Source organism: Chryseobacterium daeguense DSM 19388 (assembly GCF_000430825.1).
Classification (GTDB): Bacteria; Bacteroidota; Bacteroidia; order Flavobacteriales; family Weeksellaceae; genus Chryseobacterium; species Chryseobacterium daeguense.
On sequence record NZ_AUMT01000017.1, the window covers coordinates 26,155 to 51,328 of the forward strand.

General features: G+C 38.3%; 16 protein-coding genes. 11 read left to right on the plus strand and 5 right to left on the minus strand.

What is annotated here, in order from left to right; all coding sequences use genetic code 11:
* The first annotated feature begins 26 nt into the window (after nucleotides 1–26).
* Nucleotides 27–983 carry an acetyl-CoA carboxylase carboxyltransferase subunit alpha gene (locus tag H560_RS0117380; RefSeq protein ID WP_027381170.1) on the plus strand — a complete coding sequence of 319 codons (957 nt, stop codon included), beginning with the start codon at nucleotides 27–29 and terminating at the stop codon, nucleotides 981–983.
* Nucleotides 984–1,027: 44 nt separating this feature from the next.
* Here H560_RS0117380 and H560_RS0117385 read toward each other — a convergent pair whose 3' ends face one another.
* Genes H560_RS0117385 through H560_RS0117400 form a run of 4 tightly spaced genes read right to left on the minus strand, consistent with a single transcriptional unit; the run spans nucleotide 1,028 to nucleotide 4,182 of the window.
* A complete protein-coding gene (locus H560_RS0117385) occupies nucleotides 1,028–1,495 on the minus strand; it encodes a hypothetical protein (protein WP_027381171.1) in 468 nt (155 codons plus the stop codon).
* Nucleotides 1,492–2,034, minus strand: coding sequence for a hypothetical protein (locus H560_RS0117390; protein WP_027381172.1), 543 nt, complete (start codon nucleotides 2,032–2,034; stop codon nucleotides 1,492–1,494). Before H560_RS0117390 ends, H560_RS0117385 begins: the two co-directional genes overlap by 4 nt.
* Entirely contained in the window at nucleotides 2,034–2,522 is a 489-nt protein-coding gene (locus tag H560_RS0117395; protein WP_027381173.1) for a hypothetical protein, read from the minus strand. The genes H560_RS0117390 and H560_RS0117395 overlap by 1 nt, the downstream gene beginning before the upstream one ends.
* Nucleotides 2,523–2,538: 16 nt before the next feature.
* Nucleotides 2,539–4,182, minus strand: coding sequence for a hypothetical protein (locus H560_RS0117400; protein WP_155845035.1), 1,644 nt, complete (start codon nucleotides 4,180–4,182; stop codon nucleotides 2,539–2,541).
* A 139-nt stretch (nucleotides 4,183–4,321) separates the two neighbouring features.
* Here H560_RS0117400 and H560_RS0117405 point away from each other — a divergent pair, with 139 nt between their 5' ends.
* Nucleotides 4,322–4,579 (plus strand): helix-turn-helix domain-containing protein, encoded by a 258-nt coding sequence (locus H560_RS0117405; protein WP_027381175.1) that lies wholly within the window; start codon nucleotides 4,322–4,324, stop codon nucleotides 4,577–4,579.
* A 21-nt stretch (nucleotides 4,580–4,600) separates the two neighbouring features.
* Here H560_RS0117405 and H560_RS0117410 read toward each other — a convergent pair whose 3' ends face one another.
* Nucleotides 4,601–5,308, minus strand: coding sequence for a DUF6759 domain-containing protein (locus tag H560_RS0117410; RefSeq protein WP_027381176.1), 708 nt, complete (start codon nucleotides 5,306–5,308; stop codon nucleotides 4,601–4,603).
* A 145-nt stretch (nucleotides 5,309–5,453) separates the two neighbouring features.
* Between H560_RS0117410 and tsf the strand changes: the two genes are divergently transcribed.
* From tsf to trmB, 9 genes are all read left to right on the plus strand, one after another.
* Nucleotides 5,454–6,278, plus strand: coding sequence for a translation elongation factor Ts (gene tsf / locus H560_RS0117415; protein WP_027381177.1), 825 nt, complete (start codon nucleotides 5,454–5,456; stop codon nucleotides 6,276–6,278).
* A 195-nt stretch (nucleotides 6,279–6,473) separates the two neighbouring features.
* Nucleotides 6,474–9,824, plus strand: coding sequence for a T9SS type B sorting domain-containing protein (locus H560_RS0117420; protein ID WP_027381178.1), 3,351 nt, complete (start codon nucleotides 6,474–6,476; stop codon nucleotides 9,822–9,824).
* A gap of 78 nt (nucleotides 9,825–9,902) precedes the next feature.
* Nucleotides 9,903–13,052, plus strand: coding sequence for a T9SS type B sorting domain-containing protein (locus H560_RS0117425; RefSeq protein ID WP_027381179.1), 3,150 nt, complete (start codon nucleotides 9,903–9,905; stop codon nucleotides 13,050–13,052).
* Nucleotides 13,053–13,188: 136 nt separating this feature from the next.
* On the plus strand, nucleotides 13,189–16,008 hold the full coding sequence (locus H560_RS0117430; protein WP_027381180.1) for a T9SS type B sorting domain-containing protein: 2,820 nt from the start codon (nucleotides 13,189–13,191) through the stop codon (nucleotides 16,006–16,008).
* Nucleotides 16,009–16,123: 115 nt separating this feature from the next.
* Entirely contained in the window at nucleotides 16,124–18,952 is a 2,829-nt protein-coding gene (locus tag H560_RS0117435; RefSeq protein WP_027381181.1) for a T9SS type B sorting domain-containing protein, read from the plus strand.
* 114 nt (nucleotides 18,953–19,066) lie between these two features.
* Nucleotides 19,067–22,474 (plus strand): T9SS type B sorting domain-containing protein, encoded by a 3,408-nt coding sequence (locus tag H560_RS0117440; protein WP_027381182.1) that lies wholly within the window; start codon nucleotides 19,067–19,069, stop codon nucleotides 22,472–22,474.
* Nucleotides 22,475–22,636: 162 nt separating this feature from the next.
* On the plus strand, nucleotides 22,637–23,425 hold the full coding sequence (locus tag H560_RS0117445; protein ID WP_027381183.1) for a hypothetical protein: 789 nt from the start codon (nucleotides 22,637–22,639) through the stop codon (nucleotides 23,423–23,425).
* A 202-nt stretch (nucleotides 23,426–23,627) separates the two neighbouring features.
* Nucleotides 23,628–24,416 carry a DUF6759 domain-containing protein gene (locus H560_RS0117450; RefSeq protein ID WP_027381184.1) on the plus strand — a complete coding sequence of 263 codons (789 nt, stop codon included), beginning with the start codon at nucleotides 23,628–23,630 and terminating at the stop codon, nucleotides 24,414–24,416.
* 80 nt (nucleotides 24,417–24,496) lie between these two features.
* Complete coding sequence (gene trmB, locus H560_RS0117455) at nucleotides 24,497–25,174, plus strand: tRNA (guanosine(46)-N7)-methyltransferase TrmB (RefSeq protein ID WP_027381185.1); 678 nt, start codon at nucleotides 24,497–24,499, stop codon at nucleotides 25,172–25,174.

The following is a 25,174-nucleotide window of genomic DNA, read 5'->3' on the forward strand; positions in this document are numbered from 1 at the left end:
TTGAAAGATTTAATTTACTTCAAGAAATGGAATATTTAAGTTTCGAACTTCCTATAAAAGAACTGATGGATCAACTTCAGACTTGTTCTTTGGTAGGAGAAGAAAGTGGTGTTGATGTAAAATTAGCATGTAGCCAGATAGAGGATAAGATCATAGAAAAGAAAAAAGAAATCTATTCTAATCTTACGCCTTGGCAAAGAGTACAACTATCGCGTCATCCGGACCGTCCTTATACCCTTGATTATATCAGCGGAATGGTAGATAAAGGAAGCTTCCTGGAACTTCACGGAGACAGAAATTTCGCAGACGACCCTGCAATGATTGGCGGTTTAGCCACTCTTGATGGTCATAAAGTAATGATCATAGGAACTCAAAAAGGAAGAACAACTAAGGAAAGACAGCACAGAAGATTCGGGATGCCAAATCCTGAAGGATACAGAAAGGCTTTGAGACTAATGAAGCTTGCTGAAAAATTCCAGATTCCTGTAGTAACTTTAGTAGATACACCGGGAGCTTATCCTGGTCTGGAAGCCGAAGAAAGAGGACAGGGTGAAGCTATTGCAAGAAATATTTTCGAAATGGTTCAGCTTAAAACTCCTATTTTCACGTATATCATCGGTGAAGGAGCAAGTGGCGGAGCATTAGGAATAGGTGTAGGAAATAAGGTATATATGTTGGAAAACACATGGTACACCGTAATCGCACCGGAAAGCTGCTCATCCATCCTTTGGAGAAACTGGGATCATAAGGAAGATGCAGCCAATGCATTGAACCTTACCCCGAAAGATGCTTTAAGAGAAAAATTCATTGATGGGATTATTGAGGAGCCGCTAGGCGGAGCACATTACGACCCGGCAACAACGTTTTTGAACTTAAAAACTTCTATTTTACAGAATATCAAAGCGTTTTCAAAATTTACAGGACAGGAACTTGAAACCCAGAGACAGGAGAAATTCATTGCGATGGGACAGTTTAAAGGATAAATAAAACCGGTTAAGAAAATTTCTTAACCGGTTTTTAATTCTATTTATCTGTAACTTATTAAATCTTCCATTTTTAGATCTGCTGCTTTCAGAATTAATTTTGTCGCGTACCAGAAATCTTTCTGAGACTTATCATTTTTAGATCTTTTTCCTAAGCCAGTCGCATAATAACTCTTATTATTTCCTAAATCATCATATAATGAGATACGGCTTGCTGAACCATGTATCATATTTCTGACTGCAACTGTATCAAATTTTATTTTCATACAAGCATTATAGATATCTCTAAACTTTTCTTTCGGAATTTTTAAAAAATATTCTTCACCTCTATCCTTTTTTACTTTTATTTTTATTTTCTCTTTTTTATTATTTTTTATTGGTTCAAAAAGAATGTCTACCGATTTAAAAAGAATCATCGCATTTGAGTGATGAAACTCTATCTTAATAATATTTTGGCAAAAGTATAAAGGACTCAGTATCAAAAAAAATATGCTTAAAAATTTATTTTTCATTTTATTATTATAATATCCTTTATCTTTCTTTCTACAAAAATACTTATTTCAAATTGTTCCTTTACAGGGATGCCAAAGATTCTAGCAGATTTCCATGTATTAAAGTCTTCCAATTTAAAGACATTTTCAATTGCATCCTTTATTTTTTTGTCTGTGTATTTGAGCAATTTTACGCTTTCTAGATTGTCTTTTATACCTATAGTTAAAAGAACCCGGTTTTCTCCTTCTTTGGCATTTTTAGGGATTTTAATTTTTTTAAACAATACCGTTCTAAAATTAGAAATTCCTTTTGGAAATTCTGCATGAAGTGTCATAATGCCTCTATCATCAATACAGATTGAATTTTTATTTTTCTCACATTTTTCTAAAGCCTCTTCAGTTGATAAATCAATTTTTCGGATTTTTGCAGAATCATGTTTAGTCGCAGGAAATATTTTAATGTTTTCTATTCCTGGAGAAAGATAATAATTAATTGACTCGCTTTTTATTTTACAACTTTCAGCACAAAAAAGAATTATAAAAAAGAATGTAAGTTTCATTATTTAGGATCATTACTCTTGTTTGTCAAACCTCTCACATACCAAAACTCAATTTTCTTTATAATTAAATTTTTATAAAAATTCTCAGCTGCTGAATTCCAATACCAATGGTATTGTTGAATAATTGTAGAAGCTTGCTGAAAATCAAATGTTTGAGTAAAATATATGTCAATGTAAGGATTTGCATAATTTTTTTTTCTAATTTCTGATCTTGTATCTACATCACCAACAAACATTAATCTCAAAAATCCGCTATCTGGATAATAAGATTGTATTGTCAAATTACTTTGCGATATTTTTTGCAAGAACAAAGAAAGAGGTTGATTGTAATAATTTGTTTTATTAAGAATGACATTATCTAAATTATTTATAGTTTGATCATAGAAGTTAGGATAATCTATTATATTAATAGGCTGACTTGCCTGTGATTTATATTGAGAAAAAAAAAGAACTGTGATAATAAGTATAAATATTTTCTTTGGTTTCATAATAATTTTTTTAATATTAGGGACAAGGTACTGCTTTATAACCAATTATTGTTTTCCCGCCAGATGCTGGAATTTCATATTGAAAAGCAACAGATCGAAGAGGTTTTAAATTTCCATTTGAATCTATTTTCGCTAAATTAATACCAGAATTATATTTTTCAAGAATACTTGCATAAGCTGATTCAATACCATCATCTTGACTGTTTCCTGAATAAGCAGGGAGCCTTCCCACCATATAGTTTTCTAATATATTCAAAAAATCTTTTCCTACAGCTGAGCTATCATTAAAAATTCTTCCTTCATTCGTAGTATTATTTGCTAACGGGTAAGCCGCTAAAAATGCGATAGCCTTCTCTCTATCAGTAACTACAAAAGCATATATTGTTCCATTACTGCTAAAAACAAATGATGATTGAAAGGTTAGATATTCTTTAGAATTACCAAGCGTATTATATAGATCTTTTACAGATGGAGGAGCAGCCCCATGATTGGGGTGCGTATGTGCTGAAGCAAGATAATCCCCTACCGGTGGCACAGTAATTCCAACATGTCCAGGGTCATTAGGATCATTATTCGAATATGGATCTTGAGCAATTACAGTAGTACCAGTATTAATAATTGCTGTACCATACTCATAATGATCATTAGCAGCATACTGTTTCAATGCATTCATTTCCGTGGATATTGTGGCTGTATTTAGAATATTATTCGCATTATTTACAGGATTTTTTGCATTTTCACAAGGATTATTCTTAGGGTGTCCTCCCAAATTGGGTACTGTTGGTGTACCGTCATTACAATCATTCTGCCCTATTTCTGTGGTAGGTGACTGCGGTTGTGTAGGAACCCCGTTCCCACCACATGGCTGAGAAGAGCCGTCGCCTGTACCACCTCCGTCTGAGCTGCCATTATCACCATCTCCTGTAGGATTTCCCGGGCCGGCTCCCGAGCCTGCACCGCCTCCGTCACTTGGGCATTTCCAATCTGCGGAAATTACCAGCACAGACTGTGCTTCTGCTTTACAGGGCCCTCCGTCATCCGTAGAAAGCTCTCCGTGATTATGGTAGCCTTCACTACACCACGTATAATAAGAATTTACCTGCCAGTAGCAGCCGTCATCTTTCTGCATTATTCCCGTTGAGTAGGTGTTATTTTCTAATACAGTATAAGAAATCTTCCCGTGCAGGTTTACAGCTCCTCCCGAAAGCATGATCTGCTTTTCCTGTTCGGTAAGAGTGTAGGTTATCAGAGTTTCTTTCCAGGTTCCGTCTGAAAGAGGACTTAACACTAAATTTTCTACCGGTGCATCAGCAGGAGCATTTTCCCTGTTGATTCTAAAAGTGTAGGTGTGAAACCCGGGACCGTTTTCAATATAGATCACATCATCTGTATCTATTGAAACTCCGTTTCCATAGCTCACCACTTTCCCGGAAATATTGGTTTTGAGTGTCTTAAAAGTTTGTTCTGCTTTTTGCAGTTCCGTGGAAAGCTTATCAAAGTGATTACTTTCCTGTAAAGAAATAGTTTTTAAAGTAAGTTTGAAAGCACTGCTGTTGTAATAAGCTTCATGCTGTTCATTAAGATAGTCGTTCCTGCAGGATTGCAGCATTAGTATAAAGACTGCCAGAAACGACAGCCATAAAGTAATTTTTTTACTCATTTGTTTTGTTGTTTTTTAAGGTTGTAAATATATAAAATTAATAATCCACACCGAAGTGATATTTGCAAATATAAAAGAAAAATTTAATTATGGCAAAAATGCCATAATGATTTTTTTTTATAATCTCAACCTTTGTATTGTGAGAGCAAGCATTGATAAAGAGTTTATAATATTATTTGGGAAAAATCTAAGAAATATTAGAGAGTCCAAAGGTATGAGTATGCAAACTCTTGCAGATATAATAAATGTTGAATATTCACAAATAAGCCGAATTGAAAGAGGACTAATAAATACATCAATAGGAATTGCCAATGAGATAGCAAAGGCCTTAGAAATTGATATAAAAGAATTATTTAATTTCCCAACAGAACAAAATAAAAAAACCATCAAAATTTGATGGTTTTCTTCTATATTAATTTTAATCCTCCCTCAGATTTAATTCCAGCTCAATATCTTTATTAATCTTCTTTATGGAAGAATATTTGGCATCACAAACCATTGTGGTCAAAACATACTCACCTTTGTCTACAAGCAAAAAGTTTTGTCCGTTGGCCGGGACATCAAGGTTGTAATATTTTTTACCGCTTATTTTTACAATGAGGTTACATTTAGATTTATTTTTAATATTAATGTAAGCTTCTTTGTCCATAGGATCATTATTAAACATGTGGGTCAATAATGCTGCCGTTCTTTTATTTTGTTCGCTTGCACCGGTAGATTTTTTGCTGGTTCCTGCTACACTTGCGTAGTTTACGGTTCTTTCCGGAGCTGCTGAGCCTGTATTTGCAGCGATAGTTTTGGAGCTGTTCAGGGTATTGTTGTCAAGAACCATTTGTTTCACTTTATCTTCACTCAGAGGTTTGATGGTAGGCTTGGCTTCGGGAGAATTATCTGCCATAATAAGTGCGATCAGCTTCTTTTTAAAATAATCTGTCTTGGCATGCCCGGGGTTTTGCTTTAAAAATCCTGCAATTACCCTGGCTTCTTTTGTAGCTTCCGCATCGCCTTCCGTATAGATGATCACGGTCTCTTTTTCTACAATGGCTTTAGATTTTGTTTTTTTCTTTTTTTGAGAAAAGCCCAAGGTAAAAATACATAAAAATATGAGGAGAAATATTTTTTTCATTAACTAAACGTTTAAAATTTTATTAAATATACAAATAACGCAAAAAGTCATTTTTTAGTTTATCATTAAAATCATTATCTTTGCACAGCTTTAAAACTAAGCAAAAAATTAATACTAATCTTACAATAAAAAAATAATAGATATTATGTCTTATACACCAGTAGCTGCTGACGTAGCAAAATTGAGAAACCAAACGGGTGCAGGTATGATGGACTGCAAGAAAGCTTTAGTAGAAGCTGAAGGAGATTTCGAAAAAGCAGTAGATATCCTTAGAAAAAAAGGACAGAAAGTTGCTGCTAACAGAGCGGACAGAGAGTCTACTGAAGGTGCAGTAATCGCAAGAGTAAACGAAGATAACACTTTAGGTGCTATTATTTCTTTGAACTGCGAAACTGACTTCGTTGCTAAAAATGAAGCTTTCATTGAGCTGGCTTACGAATTAGCTGAAATGGCGATCTTCGCTGCTACAAAAGAGGAGCTTTTAGCTACAGATTTCCACGGAATCACTGTTGCTGAAAAATTAGTAGAGCAGACAGGTGTTATCGGTGAAAAAATTGAGATCGGTGCATTCGAAAGAATTACAGGTCCTTATTTAGGAGCTTACATCCACGCTGGAAACAAAATCGCTGCTATCACTGCCCTTTCTTCTAAAGTAGACGGAGCTGATGAAACTGCTAAGGCTGTTTCTATGCAGGTTGCTGCTATGAACCCGATCGCTCTTGACGAAACTGCTGTTTCTCAGGAAACTATCGACAGAGAATTAGAAATCGAGAGACACAAACTTACTGAAGAAGGTAAGCCTGCAAACATTATCGACAATATCCTGAAAGGTAAAATGCAGAGATTCTACAAAGACAATACTTTGGTACACCAGGATTTCATTAAGGACGGAAGCATTTCTGTTGCTGACTATGTGAAGTCTGTAAACGGAGACCTTAAAGTAACTGGATTCGTAAGAGTAAGCTTATAATCTTTTCAGATTTTAAAAATAGATCCCGGTGATTTTTTCACCGGGATTTTTTTATTTCACCGGATTATGAAATCCGAGCCAATATTAAAATTTAATTAAATTTTCAATAATTTAAACATGAACGAGAATTTAGCAGAATTTTTTGTTTAAAAATTTGATTATTAATACTTACATTTGCTTCCCTTATCAATAACCATGAAAAAACTTCTACTAACTATTTGTACTTTTCTTTGCTTATTATTCAATGCACAGCTTGATACTGACCACTGGTTTGCCCCGATGGCAGCAAAAGCAGGAATGACGGGACTTCAGGGACATTTATACCTTTCAACTAATGAGACCACGCCGTTTTCCGTGCAGATTTATAATAACAATACACTCTACACCACAGTACAGGTGAGCAAGGGAAATCCTGCTCAGGTTAGTATTCCCAACTACTTCCTGATTACAGATAATCCCGGAGACCTCTTTACTCCTAATGCCATGGGAATGAATGTGAAAGGTCCAAAAAAATTCTTTGCGAATTACAGGTTCTCACTTCAGAACCATGCAGAAATCATCACTTCCAAAGGACTGGCCGGTCTGGGAACTACCTTCTATGCAGGAATGGCTCCTATAACAGGTACAGCTTACTATGTAAATGCCATGATAGGAATTACAGCCACGGAAGATAATACTTCTGTAGTAGTTTCCGGATACAACCCAAATGTTGTTTTTTCTGACGGATCTTCAAGCCCTACTAAAACTTTTACTTTAAATAAAGGACAATCTTACATATTAGATGCAGCAAGTACAGATTCCTTCTACAATCTTAACGGGCTGGTAGGAGCAAAAATTGTAGCTACAAAACCCATTTCGGTCACCAACGGAAATTTTAACGGGATCTACACAAGCTTAAATTTTACCAATAATGATGTTCTCATGGATCAGGCTGTTCCGGTAGAAAGACTGGGAAAAGACTTTGTAGTAGTAAAAGGCAACGGCTCTGTTGCATCTGAAATGGAAACCGCTTTAGTCATCGCTACCGAGGACAATACACAGCTTACCATCAATGGTACCGGCACAGGGATTACACTAAATGCAGGACAATATTATATGGTTCCGAGCAGCAATTATGTGTTTCAGGGAGGTATAGACAATTACAATATGGGCATTTCTGCCACTAAAAATATCTATGTATATCAATTATTGGCGGGCGTTTCAGGAGGAAATGAATATCCTACCGGCGGAATGAATTTCATCCCTCCGCTAAGCTGCTTTATGCCAAATAAAATTGATGAAATCGGGTTTATCAACAGGATCGGAACCCAGACCTACAACACAAAACTAAACATCATTACCCAAACCGGAGCTGCCGTAACGTTGAACGGAGCAGCCATTGCTGCCGCCAACGGTCCTTTTGTGGTAAACGGAAATCCAAACTGGGTAACCTATTCTGTACCAAATGTTTCGGGAACAATTACCGTAAACTCTACAAAATCTGTAACTGCAGGAATTGCGGCTGGAAGCGGTGCGGTAGGTTATGGAGGTTATTTTGCAGGGTTTTCATCAGTTCCGTCTATTTCGAAGACAGGGGACTGCTATACAGGAATTTTATTGCAGGTAGATAACACCTACGACGGATACCAATGGTATCTGAATGGAAATCCTATTCCCGGGGCGACCTCCTACTCCATCAATCCTGAATTGTACGGAGCGGGAACTTACACTTGTCTGGTAACAAAAAATAATTGTGAATCCAAGCTTACGGCAGGTTATAATTACACCCTTTGTCCGCCAATCACAACTACAACGTATACCATCGGATCTTGTAATACGAAAGTAATTTCTCCTGTATTTACTACTTCCACACAGGCTATTATTCCTTCAAATACGAGCATTATTTCAGCACCTACATCAGGAACCGCGACAGTAAACCCTGCAACAGGACAAATTACCTACATTCCAAATCCCGGATTGACGGCAGATGCTACGGATACATTTGTTTATTATGCAGAAGGAAACGGAAACCCTGCTGATTTTGAATATTTTAAGATTATAATTAATATTGATGTTTTACAAACCACTAACGGAACTTTAACATCTTGCGCGGATACTAACGGAAATGGCACTTTTGACCTGACTTCAGTAAGTCTTTCTCCGGATTCAGGAACTACGGTTCAATATTTTACAAACGCTGCTCTTTCCGGAGCGCCTGTTGCATCTCCCACGACATACAATGGTCCGGCAGGAACAATCTACGCAAATGTGTCTTCCCAATACGGCTGTACAAAAGCAGCTCAGATTGTTTTAACAACAACACCTTCCCCGAATATTAATACCGGCAACTTTAATGCAACACTTTGTGATGATAATTTTGATGGTATTGTCAATGTTAATTTTTCAAGCATTACACCTGTAATTGTAACGAGTTCAGGAAGCTTTAATGTGAGATATTATTTAAACCAGACAGACGCTACTGCAGGAAACACCAATACATTGCCCGCTAACTGGACGTATACAGCCAATACTACTGTTTATGTAAGAGTAGATGCCATTACAGGAGGCTGTCCTGCGGTATTTGGCCAGATTAACTTTAAAATCGGGAATAAAATCGCTCTGCTTACAGGAACTGCATCGACAGATGTTTGTGATAATGACATCTCCGGCTCAGAAAGTGTAAATCTTAATGATTATAAAAATTTATTTACTGCAGATCCGGGTATTATTTTAACATTTCATACTACTTTAGCAAATGCGCAGGCTGGAACAAATGCAATTCCGGCTGTACAGAATATCACCTCGGCGGCTACATTTTACATCAGATTTACCAGCGCAGCGGGATGCCCGAATACAGGAGTTTTAACAATAAATTTAAAAACTCCGAAGATATCAGATAAGCTGCATGACCAGGTAGTTTGTGAGAACGAAGTGGTAACTTTGGATCCGGGACCGGGCTTTACTTCATATACATGGAGCACAGGAGCTACAAGCCAGACTGTAACCGTAGGTGCCGGAAGCTATTACGTAGATTTAGGATTTAACGGATGTGTTTACCGCCAGAATGTAACCGTGACCACTGCCCAGGCCCCCGTTATTAATAAAATTGAAGTTTCAGGATATAATGCAACAGTTTTTGTTTCCGGAGGCACTCCACCTTATCAATATTCATTAAACGGGATTGATTATCAAGCCTCTAATGTATTCACAGGTTTATCAAGAGGTATGCATACCGTGTATGTTTTGGGTGCAGACGGATGTTCTCCGGTAAGAAAAGAATTTTTAATATTAAACCTTATCAATGCCATTACCCCAAATGGCGACGGCCTTAATGATATATTAAATTATTCTGATCTTAGAATAAAACAGGACGTTTCTATAGAAGTGGTGGATCGCTACGGAGCTATGGTTTACAGAGCTGCAGATAAAAACTATACCTGGGACGGAAAAGTAAACGGAAGACCTTTAACTACCGGAACGTATTGGTATTTACTAAGATGGATTGAACCTGACACAAAATTACCAGTTTCATACTCAGGATGGATATTAATTAAAAATCGGGAGTAATTTTATATTTTTCTTCACATTTTATTAACAATATTTCAAATATTATATTAAATTTGTAGAAATCCTAATTCCTACTATATGAAAAGATTTCTACTTAGCTTAGTATTAGTTTTTTTAACGATTAATACTCTCTTTGCACAAAGAGACACAGAACACTGGTTTGCCCCTATGATGGCAAGGTCTTCTACATTTTCACTAGCTCAGGATATTTATTTCTCTACTGACTCTACTACGCCTTTCAACGTAGATATTTACAACAACAATGTTATCATTGGTACAGTAACGATCAGTAAAGGAAGTCCTCAGATTTTTGATTTGCAGGGAGCAGGTCTTCCGGCCGGAGCCAGTATGATTACCACTGCACAGACAGACCTTTTTACACCCATCACCAGAGGTATTTACACAAAAGGAACAAAACCTTATTATGCCAACTTGAGAGTTTCAATTACCAGTCATGGTGAGATTTTAGTATCTAAAGGAAAAGCTGGTATCGGTAAAAAATTCTATGCAGCAGCTGCACCTATTACAGATGTAGGCGGAGGCAGTATTTATAACTTTATGACAGGTATCCTGGCAACGGAAAACAATACAGTTGTAACAGTTTCCGGGTATTCTTCAGGAGTCGTATTTTCAAACGGAAACACCGGAGCTACAACTCCTTCAATGTCTTTCACTCTTAATAAGGGACAGTCTTACATTATAGAAGGACGCGGAAACATTTCCGGAAACGCTACTGGATTTATCGGAGCAAAAATAGAATCTGATAAACCGATTTCTGTAACGAATGGTAACTTCAACGGCCAGTTTTCATGGGGCGCTGTGGGAGGAAGCTCAGATATCATCATGGACCAGTCTGTACCTGTTGACAGGCTTGGAAACGAATTCGTCTTGGTAAAAGGGAATGGAAATGTTTCCGCGCAGATGGAAGATGCATTGATTATTGCTACGGAAAACAATACGGAAGTGCAGATCAACGGAGGCCCGGTAGTAGCAACCCTTAACGAAGGACAGTTCTACAGAGTAAACGGCCCGAACAATGCAACTCCGGCAAATAACGTCAACTACATTGATCAGGGGAACGGACATTACAATATGTACATTAAAACAAGTAAAAATGTATATGTTTACCAGCTTCTTGCAGGTCTTGCAACGAGTATTGCAACATTGGGATACAACTACATCCCGCCTTTGAACTGTTTCTTACCAAGAAAAATCGATGAAATTGCATATATCAACGACCTTAACGGAAGCCCAAGTCCTGATATAAAATTAAATATATTAACAGAAGCAGGGGCTGCTGTTAGCTATAGCGCGAATGGCGGACCGGTAACCACTCCTACTGCCGCACAGGGACCATATCCTGTTCAGGGAACAACTGCCTGGGTATCTTATTCTATTCCGGGACTTGCAGGAAACGTTACCGTAACTTCCACGAAAGCTGTTACGGCAGGTATCGCAGGAGGTAGTGGTGCTGTAGGATACGGAGGATACTTTGCGGGATTCTCTTCGATTCCTGTTATTGCAAAAAAATCGGGAGACTGTGTACCGGGAATTGTTCTGGAAGTGGATGACAGCTATGAGGGATACCAATGGTTCCTGAACGGTGTAGCCATTTCGGGAGCTACTCAATATACATACACTCCTACACAGGCAGGAAATTATACGGTAAAAGTGTCAATGGGAACATGTCCTCCTATTACGACTCCTATCTATAAAGTATTTTCATGTATTACAAATACCACTGCTACACTGAATGCCTGTGCAACGAAGGTAATTACTCCTACTTTCTCATTCCCTACATCACAGATTCCAGTAGCAAGTACGGTAACAATCCTTACACAGCCTACGCATGGAACAGCTACTATAAATCCTTCAACAGGACAGATCACTTATATTCCTACTCCTGGTTATTTAGGGCCTGATACTATTGTTTATCAGTTCTGTGGGAATGCACCGGAGTTTGTAGATTGCGAACACGTAACTTTAAACTTAAATGTAGTTCCTTTCATCCTGACAGATACTACCATTAAAGCTTGTCAATACGACGGAAAAGGTTTCTTTGACCTTACAACAGCCATCGTTACTAACTATAATCCTGTAACGAAGAAATTCTATCCTACTCTGGCAGATCTTAATGCTGGTACAAACCAAATTATGCAGCCGGACAATTATCTTTCTGCAGCCGGATTTGTATATGTAAAAGTAACTACTAATGAAGGATGTACAGGAAATGCAAAAATCACATTAGAGTTCTACCCTTCACCAGTGGTATATGAAGCCACGCTGAGCGAGTGTTTCACTGAAGTTGATGAGACAAAGGGTAATTTTAATTTAACAATTGCAGATGTATCATCTGAAACACCAATTACAAAAAAATACTACCCTACCTTCACAGATGCAAGTAATGGCACCAATGAAATCCTTAATCCTCAAGCTATGGCTTATATTTCAGGAAACGAGGCGGTGTATGTAAGAGTATTCAATAGCAACGGATGTTATTCAATTGCTAAAATAAATTTAAAAGTTATCCCTCCTAAGAGATCTCCTCTATTGGTAGACAAAATAATTTGTGTAGACGGAAGAACCAATCTTGATGCAGGCCCTGGTTATGCTTCTTACCAATGGAGTACTGGTGCTACAACACAATCAATTGAAGGTTTATCTGTAGGTGATTATTGGGTAATCCTGGAAGACAATGGATGTTTTGTTAAGCAGTTTGTAAGCATTAAAAAAGCCCAGGATCCGGTAATTAAAGAGCTTGAAATTTCTAACAATACGGTTACCGTACATGTAGAAGGAGGAAAAGCACCTTATCAGTATGCAGTAGACTCTCCTACAAACTGGCAGGATTCTAATCTATTTACAGGTCTTACAAGAGGTCAGCACACATTCTACGTGAAAGATTTTTACAACTGTACACCAATCTCTGTAGAGATCACTGTACCAAACCTGATCAATGCAATTACGCCAAACGGAGATAACAAAAATGATTTCATAGATTATAGTGAATTAGCTTACAAAGACAATCTTACCTTCGTGATCTATGACAGATACGGTAATAAAATCTTTACAGGTGATAAGTTCAATAACTACAAATGGGACGGTAAACATTACGATAAAAAATTAGTAACCGGAACGTATTGGTATCATATCAACTGGAATGAACCAAATAAAGCTAAAACCCCAATCAAATACACCGGTTGGATTTTAGTAAAAAATATAGATTAAAAATTTTAAATATCTTTTTAGAGCCACGATTTTGAAATCGTGGCTTTTTTATTGCGCTTTGGGTACTTTTAATTGATATTTTAAAGGTTTAGTTAAAAAATTCTTCTATTTTTGTAACAATCCTAATTCCATATTTATGAAAAGATTTCTATTATCTTTAGTATTGACGTGCCTATCACTCAATACCCTCTTTGCACAAAGAGACACAGACCATTGGTTTGCCCCTTACCATGATGTTTCAACGGGCGGTGTTTACAATCACGTATTATATTTTTCTACAGATGCTACCACTCCGTTTGATGTGGACATCTACAACAATAATGCTGTGATTGGTACCGTCACCATCAGTAAAGGAGCTCCCCAAACATTTGCTTTAAATGCAAACCTTATCCGTGCCACAGGCGCATCCAGCGCGGCAACGCCCCTTAGCCTGGGAGTTTATACAAAAGGTGACAGACCTTACTTTGTTTCATTAAGAGCAGCAGTAAGTTCCCACGGCGAAATTATCACCTCCAAAGGAAAGGCAGGGATAGGTACAAAGTTTTATGCCGCAGCTACCCCTGTTACAGTTCCAGCTTCGGATAAAAACTTTACCACAGGAATCCTGGCAACTGAGGATAATACCACAGTTACCATCTCTGGCTATGACCCGAATATTTCTTTTGTAAATATTCCCGCACCTACACCACTTTCTATAACGGTAAACCTGAACAAAGGACAATCTTATATCCTTACAGGCCTGTCTACAACAACTCCTGTAAACAGAGACGGCTTCATCGGGGCTAAAATTGAGGCGACAAAGCCTATTTCAGTTACCAACGGTAATGCAAACGGATTTTATGCAACCACTACTTCTTCAGACGGTGCCGATTTGATTATGGACCAGTCTGTTCCTACAGACCGTCTCGGGAATGAATTTGCTATGGTAAAGAGTATTTCCACCAGCAGTGCCAACATGGAAGGTGGAATCATCATTGGTACAGAAAATAATACTGATATTTACCTGAATGATGCCACTACACCTATCGCGACTATAGACGAAGGAGAATATTACAGAATTCTGGCTAACGAATACAAAGATCAGGGTGGAGGCCATTTCAACATGTATATAAGAACTACTAAAAATGTTTACCTCTATCAGCTGGTAGGTGCAGGATCAGCAAATAATACGGGCGGCTACAATTATATCCCGCCTTTGAACTGTTTTTTACCAAGAAAAATAGATGAGATCGGAAGAATCAATGTAATGCCGAATATTACGTCTACAATTAATTTAAAACTTAATATTCTGACTGAGGTCGGTGCTGCCGTTACAGTAAATGGTGTAACACCTACCGCTGCACAGGGGCCTTATTCTCTTACAGGAAATCCTCAATGGGTTACCTATGCCATTACCGGTATTACAGGAAATGTAACCATTACCTCAACAAAAGCAGTAACAGCAGGGGTAAATGGAGGATACAGCTCCGCAGGATATGGCGGATATTTCGCAGGTTTCTCATCCATCCCTCTAATTGCCAAGCAAACGGGAAACTGTATTCCGGGAATTGTTCTGGAAGTGGACGACAGCTACGACACGTATCAGTGGTTCCTGAATGGAAACCCTATTCCCGGGGCCAATTCTAATACATATACTCCCACAGTGGCAGGAAATTACACCGTAACAATCACAGTAGGATCTTGTCTTCCGGCTACAACACCTATTTATAAAGTATTTACGTGTCTTCACCAGTCTACAAAATCATTGACTGTCTGCGAAGGTTTCAAAGCCATTGTTCCTGAGTTTACCAATTCTACACAAACTTACGTACCAAGCACGGTAACAATAGTAACACCTCCTGCAAACGGTACGGTAATCGTAGAACCAAACGGAGTGATTGGCTATACCCCGAATTTCGGATTTACCGGAACAGATACCATTGTTTATAAATTCTGTGGAAATGATCCGGAATTCGTAGACTGCGAAGAAGTAACTTTAACGTTAACCGTTTCTGACAGCCCTGTTGTTACCAACGCCACTTTAAGGTCCTGCTTTATTCCGCAAAATCCGGCAACAGGTTTATTTAATTTGACTACGGCACCGGTAACAACGCAGAGTGGAGTAATTAAGCAATACTATCCTTCTCCTACTGATGCAAACAACGGAACCAACGAAATTCTTGATCCCGTAAATTATATTGCTCCAAACGGGGTAGTCTACATTAAAGTAAGCAATGCAAACGGATGCTACAGAGTAGCTGAAGTAACCCTTGTTGTTCTTCCACCGGTTTATTCTAATGTGTTGGAAGATAAAATTATCTGTATTGAAGACACTACAACTTTAGACGCCGGCCCGGGCTTCAATAAATATACATGGAGCACAGGAGCTACCACTCAGTCTATTAATAATGTAAGCGCAGGAACTTATTGGGTGGATCTTGAAACAGGAACCTGTACAACAAGGCAGACGGTAAAAGTGTACCCGGCAGAGCAGCCTGTTATCACAAGCATTGATATTTCTAACAATACCGTTACGGCAAACGTAGCAGGAGGAACTATTCCTTACAAATATTCTTTAGACAATATCAACTGGCAGGATTCTAATGTATTTACCAATGTTCCTAGAGGAAACAGTATGATTTATGTAAAAGATGCTTATGACTGTGATCCTATTGATATAGAAATTACAGTTCCGAACCTCATCAATGTGATTACACCAAACGGAGACGGGGTAAATGATATCCTGGATTATTCAGAATTGGCTTTCAAACCAAATTTTGTTTTCAATATCTATGACAGATACGGAACCAAAATGCACGAAGGAAACAAAGCCAACGGATACAAATGGGACGGTGCTGTAGGCGGCAAAAAAGTATCTACCGGAAACTACTGGTTTGATCTTAGCTGGAACGAACCGAACAGCAAGCAAACCCCGGTTAAATATTCCGGATGGATTATGGTGAAAAACAGAGAATAACAGCATTTAATTAAAATTATTAAAAACACGGTTTTATAATCGTGTTTTTTTTATCACTTATGCATTTATTACGAAATAATATTCTATTTTTGTTAAAAACTAATATCACATAACTATGAAAAGATATCTCTACTCATTTGTTTTCTTTTTATTTGCATTCATTAGTGTTTCAGCACAAAGAGATACAGAGCATTGGTTTGCACCGTTTTCTGCAGCCAATCTGTCATCTACAGCGAAACAGGCAGTGTATCTTTCTACAGATTCTACAACTCCGTTTGATGTAAATATTTATAACAATAATGTGATTATTGGAACAGTTACCATCAGTAAAGGAAGTCCTCAGGTATTCAATATCACAGCTTCCGATATGATTGGCTCTACAGCCGCAGATCTTTTTACAGTAGGTACAAAAGGACTTTACCTGAAAGGCACAAAACCGTTTTTTGCCACCTTCAGGTTTGTGGTTCCCGCGCATGGTGAAATATTAACCTCAAAAGGAAAAGCCGGAGTAGGAACAAAATTCTACGCCGTAGTTGCACCCATCACCAATCCTTCCCAAGGTATGAATTTCACCACAGGAATTCTTGCTACGGAAGACAATACCACGGTTACCGTTTCAGGGTATAACTCTGCCGTAGTATTCACAAACGGAACAACAGCGGTTTCCACACCAAGCATTTCAATTACTTTAAATAAAGGACAATCTTATATTCTTGAAGGAAGGGGAAATCAGCCGGGGAATGCAACCGGTTTCATCGGAACTAAAATAGTTTCTGACAAACCCGTTTCTGTAACCAACGGAAATTTCCTTGGAGAATACAACCTCGGGACGTTCTTAACCGGAGGGGATATTGTAATGGATCAAAATGTTCCTATAGACCGACTGGGAAAAGAATTCGTAATTGTAAAAGGTTATGGTAATATCGCGGCAAAAACTGAAGACGTTTTGGTAGTAGCCACTGAAAACAACACAGAAATTTATGTAAATGGCAACCCTACCCCTGTTGCAACTATTAATGAAGGACAGCATTATCGTGTCAATGAGCCGAATAACACGAATTATATCGATCAGGGAAGCGGACATTACAATATGTATGTAAAAACTTCAAAAAATGCTTATGTTTACCAGCTTCTTGCAGGGACAGCAAATACAAGCGCAACCATTGGCTTTAATTACATACCTCCTTTAAACTGTCTTTTACCAAGAAAAATTGACGAAATCGGGATGATCGAGATGCTTCCCCAGGCAGCCAATAATATTAAATTAAATATTTTAACAGAAAAAGGCGCCGCCGTAACAGTAAACGGAGTAGCACCTACGGCAGCACAAGGGCCATATAACGTTACCGGAACCCTGGACTGGGAGTCTTATTCCCTTACCGGAGTTACAGGAAATGTTACTATTGTTTCCACTAAAGCCGTTACGGCAGGAATTGCGGGCGGAAGCGGTGTTGTAGGTTACGGAGGATATTTTGCCGGGTTTTCATCAGTTCCGGTTATCAGTAAAAAATCAGGAGACTGTGTTCCGGGGATTGTCCTGGAAACCGGCGACAGCTTTGAGTCTTATCAGTGGTATATTGGTACAACGCCAATTCCGGGAGCCAATACCAATATTTACACCCCAATGCAGGCTGGAAACTATACCGTAAAAGTAGGAATGGGCGGCTGTTTTGCCACAACACCTATTTACGTGGTAACATCATGTTATGAACAGGTTACAAAGAGCCTTGTTGTATGTGAAACTTCAAAAACTATCATTCCTAAATTTACCAATCATAATGTTGCTTTTATTCCGAGCACTGTTACAATTGATACCGCTCCTGCAAATGGTACAGCAACTATTGATCCTGCTACAGGCACAATTACCTATACAGCAAACGCCAGTTTTGTAGGGAATGATATGATGATCTACCATTTTTGCGCCAATCCTGCTACCGGAGTAGGCTGCGAACAGGTAACCATGCATTTTTCGGTGGATCCGAATCCGGTAGTGAAAAATGTAACCATCAGATCATGTTACATTGAGATTGATCCTACGAAGGCATCATTTAACCTTGAAACAGCTCCGTTCACAAGTCAGCTAGGAGTTACTAAAAACTATTACCCTACTCTGGCAGACCTTAACAACGGAACCAACGAAATATTGCCGCCAGCTACTACAGCATACATTTCTTCCAACAAAAAAGTATATGTAAAAGTAACCAATACAAACGGATGCTTCAGCATCGCAGAAATCGAGCTTGTAGTGCTTCCACCGGTGAAATCAAATGTTTTAACGGATAAAATCATCTGTATAGAAAATGAAGCGGTATTAGACGCCGGGCCCGGATTTGACGGCTACGAATGGAGCACAGGAGCTACAACACAAACCGTAACCGTTCCCGTGGGCGCTTATTGGGTAAGATTAAAAACAGGAGAATGCTTTACAAGACAGATGGTAAAAGTAATTCCTGCTACACAGCCGGTAATTTCTAATCTTGAAATTAAAAACAATACCATTACTGTTACAGTAGTTGGCGGCACTCCACCTTATAAATATTCATTGGACGGAGTTACATGGCAGGATTCCAACTTCTTTGGAAATCTTCCGAGAGGTGAAAACAGTATTTTCGTAAAAGATTTTTACAATTGTGAGCCAATTGACGTAACCGTTACCGTTCCTAATCTTCTTAACGCCATTACTCCGAACGGAGACAACAAGAATGATTATATTGATTATTCTGAATTATCTTATAAGAAAAACCTGATCTTCAATATCTATGACCGCTACGGAAACAAAGTGCATGAGGCCAATAAATTCAATGCTTACAAATGGGACGGAACCATGTTCGGCAAAAAGGTATCCACAGGAACCTACTGGTATGAAATTACGTGGACAGAGCCTAATAAAGCCCAGACTCAGATAAAATATTCCGGCTGGATTCTCGTAAAAAATTTAGATTAAATCAACCGAATAAAAACCTTTAAAAAACCATGATCATTAAATCATGGTTTTTTATTTATTTTTTAATATAGTAATGCTTTTTATTATTAAATTTGTGATAAAGGCTATAACTGGATGAAGAAAATTCTATCTTTTCTGTTTATATTTTATTTTTTTACCTCTACATTTGCTCAATTGGATAGGGAACACTGGTTCGCACCTATGGTTGACCGTACAGGTAACCCGAATCCTTTTCAGAAGTTATACCTTTCTACCAATCGTACGACTCCGTTTCCGGTAAGCATTTATAACAATAATACATTAATTGCCACTGTAAATATCAGCAAAGGCAACCCGCAGAAGGTTGATATTCTAAGAAATTACATCATTACTACCCTGCAGGCCGACCTCTTTACACCGACTACAAAGGGTCTTTACGTAAAAGCAGAATTTCCTTTTTATGCCAACCTCAGATTTTCCGTTTATAATCACGCGGAAATCATTACTTCAAAAGGAATTCCTTCTACAGGTAAGCTATTCTACTCAGCTCATGCACCAATTTCGGTTTCCAATCCTATTCTGAATTTCATGACCAGTGTGCTGGCAACAGAGGATAATACCGAGGTGACCATTACCGGATATAAGCCAACCGTGCAATTTTCCAACGGTACTACAGGTGCCACCACTCCATCCATTACATTTACTTTAAACAAAGGGCAATCCTACATCATAGACGGAAGCGGAAGCAATACCGGAAACTTTGACGGATTTATAGGATCCAAAATAACCGCCACAAAACCGATAAATGTTACCAACGGAAATTTTAACGGCCAGTACGCCGGAAATTTTCCCGGAAGCTCAGATATTCTGATGGACCAGGCAGTTCCTGTGGACAGGCTGGGTAATGAGTTTGCATTGGTAAAAGGGAACGGAAACATTGGAGCCAATATGGAAGGCGCCGTTGTTATTGCCACAGAAAACAATACGGAAATCCGTGTAAATAATGAGCTTACTCCAGTGGCAACTTTAAATACAGGAGAATATTTCAGAATTCCGGAATCTAAATTTCAGCTTCAGGGAAGCGGCCATTATAACTTATACATTAAAACCACCAAAAATGCTTACGTCTATCAGATTTTGGCCGGAAATACCAATGTCGGGGGAAGTGTGGTGGCAACGGGCGGTTTTAATTTTATCCCTGCCTTGAACTGTTATTTACCCAAACAGATTAATGAACTTGGTTTAATAGATGAAAACTTTGTTCACTCTAATGGAAACCCTACCGGAATCTTAAATATTCCGACAAAATTAAATTTAATTACAGAAAAAGGAGCAGTGGTTACCGTAAACGGAAGTGTTCCTCCGGCTACAACAGGTCCTTTCAATATGACCGGAACCAATAACTGGGTAACGTATGGTATTCCCAACACCACAGGAACTATCACTATCGTTTCTTCCAAGGCGATCATGGCGGGAATCAATGCGGGAAGTGATGCGGTAGGTTATGGAGGCTTTTTTGCGGGATTCCCTACACAGCCGGTAATTTTAAAATCCGGCGGAGATTGTATTCCGGGGATTGTTCTTACGGTTGACCCTATTATTTATGATTCTTACCAATGGTATAATAACGGGACTCCAATTCCGGGAGCAACAGGCACGTCAATAACACCTACTGCACCGGGTTACTATACCTGTTCCGTAACTATGGGAAGCTGTGCGCCCTTGGTAACGGAACAATTTAAAGTTCTGAACTGTACAAAGCAGACCGCCGCAGCCTATGATGTCTGTAACACAAAAATAATTACACCCACATTTACTTCTTCAACACAAACGCCGGTGGTTTCTACCGTTGCGATCCTTACTGCGCCAACATTAGGTACAGCAATCGTAAACCCAACAACAGGAGTTATCACATATAATGTTACTACCCCCGGAACTACAGGAACAGATACTTTCACCTATACATTCTGCGGGAATAATCCTGATTTCCCGGATTGTGAAACGGTAACCGTAACGGTCAGCCTTCAGGTTTTAACAGTTAATAATGCTACGCTTAGCGCCTGTAATAATAACGGGTCTGGCCAGGGAACATTTAATTTAACAACGGCTAATGTTACAAGTAATTCTCCCGTTACCATTACCTATTACACTACTCTGCTCAATGCCCAGAATGAAACTCCCGGAACCGCAATTTCCAGCCCTACTGCTTACAATGCGGCCAACGGAACCATTATATATGCAGTAATAAAAAATGATATCGGATGTAAGGAAATTGTCCAGATTACCCTTAATCTGTTCCCTTATGCAGAAGTGACTACTAACTATTCCGGAGTATTCTGTGACGAAAATGTAGACGGAGTGGTAAATGTTACTTTATCTGACATTACTCCTATTGTTTTAACCAACCCTACCTATTTTACAGGGGTAAGATATTATGCCAATTTAGCAGACGCAAATGCAGGAAATGCCAATACCCTTCCGAATAACTGGACGTATACAGCTACTACAACCATCTACATAAGAGTAGATTCTCCGGATGGATGTCCTCCGGTAATCAAGCCGCTTGTTTTCAATGTGGGAGGAAAGCTGCCATTGGTCAAAACTACCCATTCCATTACAGTTTGCGACGATGACTTAGACGGTATCAAAATGATGAACCTTCTTCCCTTTATCAGCGAGTTTACGGCGGATCCGCTGGTGAACGTGAGCTTTCATGCTACTTTAGCTGATGCACAGAATGATGTGGCACCGATCGGTAACCCAATGAATCTTACAGGAACACAAACCATTTATATAAGATTCGAAAAAGCAGGAGCCTGCCCGAATGTAGCCTCCATTACAGTCACCATTAAGATTCCTAAAAAATCTGATATTTTACACGATAAGATTATCTGTCCTAAAACTTTAACAAATTTAGATGCAGGCCCCGGCTTTGACAGCTACTTGTGGAGCACAGGTGCTACAACGCCTTCCATTTCGAATGTGGGGGCCGGAAATTATTGGGTAGACCTTACAGTGAACGGCTGTACTTACAGACAAAATATAACGGTTACAGAATCTACGCTTCCTGTTATCACCAAAATAGATATTAACGGAAATACAGTAACCATAGGTGTAGGAGGAGGAACTCCGCCTTACCAGTATTCTCTTGATGCGGTAAACTGGCAGGATTCTAACGTATTTTATAATGTCCCGAGAGGAAGCCATACCATCCATGTACGAGATGCTGCACGATGCGATGAAGTGACAATGACCTTTATCATCATTAATTTAATTAATACCATTACTCCGAATCTTGATGGCTATAATGACGCCATAGATTATTCTGCGCTAATGAACAATGACAATATTCAATTCAGGATATTCGACAGGTATGGAGCAGAAATTTTCCGAGGCAGCCCTTCAAACAGGTTTATCTGGGATGGCAGAATCACCGGAAGACCTACCAATACGGCCACTTATTGGTATTTCATCAGCTGGACAGAAAACGGCGGAACGACTACCGTAAAATACACCAGCTGGCTTTTGGTAAAAAACTATTAATTATAAATTAAAAGAAGAAGATTTTTCACATCCTTTTTATTAAATCAAATTCTTATAACATTCATTAACAATTTTATAGTAAAGTTTAATATAACTTTAACCTGTTTTCACTACTTAAATAGGTATAAATTGATGCAATTGTACGTAATTTTGTCACATTATATGAAGAAGCTATTTACCTTATTGCTGTTGGTTTTTCTGGCAAAAATTAACGCCCAAACATATTCCGGTGAGGTTTTCCTTAGAGATAATTCCGTATTATATCTTAATCAGGTATATGTAACGAATATTACTACTCAAAAAACGGTACTTACCGATTATAACGGCGACTTTACTATTCCTGCAAACCCGGGTGATCTCATCCGTTTTACCTCCATTGTTACGGAAAGGAAAGACATCAGGCTTACTCCTCAGATGATGGGCCCGAAAAATTTAATTGAGCTTAAAATTGCTTACCGTGAGATTCAGGAAGTGGTAATTAACAGGTTCAAGCCTACGGGAAATTTGCGATATGATGTAAATGCTCTTAAAAAAGAAGACAAAGGACTGGCTATCAAAAAAGTAATCGGCCTGCCGGAACCGAAAGGAGACGGAACACCTCCGCAGCTTCCTGTTGCCGGTTTGAGAGACGGCGGACTTACCTTCAGCCTGGAAAGCATCTATGATATTCTTTCCGGAGAAAGAAAGAAAAAACAAAGGTATATTGCCTACGAAAAAATGAACAGCTCTATCACCCAGATCAAAAATTATTTGGGGAAAGATTATTTCACAAGATTCAAAATCCCTGAAAACCTGATTGATAATTTCCTTCAATTCGTTTATACTTCAGAAAATATTGAGCCTTATGTAATGGTTGGAAATTTTGAAGCTGTAAAAATTCCTATTGAAAAATATCTTCCTATTTATCAGAAAAGATTAAGAAACTCCCATCTTCAGGAGGTTTTAAAATAAATTTTTAAATAATCAAAGTCCGGAACTGCATCTCTCTGCATTCCGGCTTTAAATTTTATATATTTTTAACGAAAATTTTAATGTTTAGAAATAAAAATAATGTAATTTCCGTTGTTATTTCAAGACACTAAAAACTACTAACCCAAATCACAAACACAATAAAAGAAAAAAATATCTTATCTTTTAACTTTAATATTAGTGAATGAAAAGGATACTTCTACTTTTTAGTGCCGTATTATTTGTAAATCTTTCTGCCCAGAAAAAAGGGAAAGATTACAGTGAAATTTTAAAAAGTAAAAATATTTACGAAATCAATGCATTCCTGAGGGATGCACATCCGGATGACCCGCGAAGATCTGTTCTGAAACCACGTGTAATGGACATGATGAAAGAGTACATCAAAAACGCCCAGCCCGGAGACACTAAAGTAAAGCAGATGCAGGACTGGCTTGCAATGCTCAAAAGAAGACCTTCCACAAAAATATCCTTTGAAGAAATGAATGCTATCATCAAGCAGAAACAGATAGCAAAATACCAAAAACAGCTGCAAATGGGCCAGGCTGTGGTAGTCTACACCCCAAGTACGCCAAAAAATGTTTTTGTAGCTCCATCTACCCCTGAAGTAGCAAAACCTGCCGCTGCCATCCCCGATGCGGAAGCTTCAGAATTCAATATGCTGATGGCGGAAAACCCTGTAGAACATAAAAACAAGACCGTTAAAATCCTGAATTCACTTTTCGATAACGATCCCAATACGAAAGAATGTATTGTAATGATAGAAAATAAATCCGACTGTAATATCATCGTAAGAATGGAAGGTATCGGAGTTACAAAATACAGGCTTCCGGTTCCTGCTCACGGCGACAATTCCATTGTAGTGCAGAAGGGTGATTACCTTTTCACAAGTATCGTTTGCGGCGCTCAATATGCATCGCAAAAAACCATCCAGAAACCGTTAATGGTAGCATTGGGACATTCTGGTAAAAAATAAGCCTGATAGTTATTATTTATCGTTAAAACCGTTTGCTTATATAAAATTTTGCTATTTTTGCAGGATTTTATTGATTACTCATGGGTAAAAACAAAATAGCAAGATTTGCAGAAAACAAAATATTACCGAATGTTATTCAGCCTACAAGGGAAGAAGCTTTAAATGGTTTCGAACTTAGAGGAAAATGGCGTACAGATTTCTTTAAGAACGAAAACCCTATTGTTCTTGAACTTGGCTGTGGAAAAGGAGAATATTCTGTAGGTCTGGCAAAAACTTTCCCTGAGCAAAATTTTATAGGTGTTGATATCAAAGGAGCAAGATTTTGGTTTGGAGCGAAGGAAGCCGTACAAAACGAAATGCATAATGTAGCTTTCCTCAGAACTCAGATAGAACTTGTAGATTATTTTTTCGCAGAAAATGAAGTAGATGAAATCTGGATCACTTTCCCTGATCCTCAGATCAAATATAAACGTACAAAGCACAGGCTCACACATCCGGATTTTTTAGAGAGGTATAAAAAATTCCTGAAGCCCGGCGGAATCATTCATTTGAAAACGGACTCTGAATTCCTTCACGGCTATACCCTTGGTTACCTTCAGGGCGCCGGCTACGAGATTATCACAGCCCATCATGATATTTACGGAGCTTTGGAATATGAACCGAATACGCCGCATTTAAGGGATATCAGAACCTATTATGAAGAATTGTTTTCTGCAAAAGGAAAAACAATTACCTATATTAAATTCAAAATAAATTAA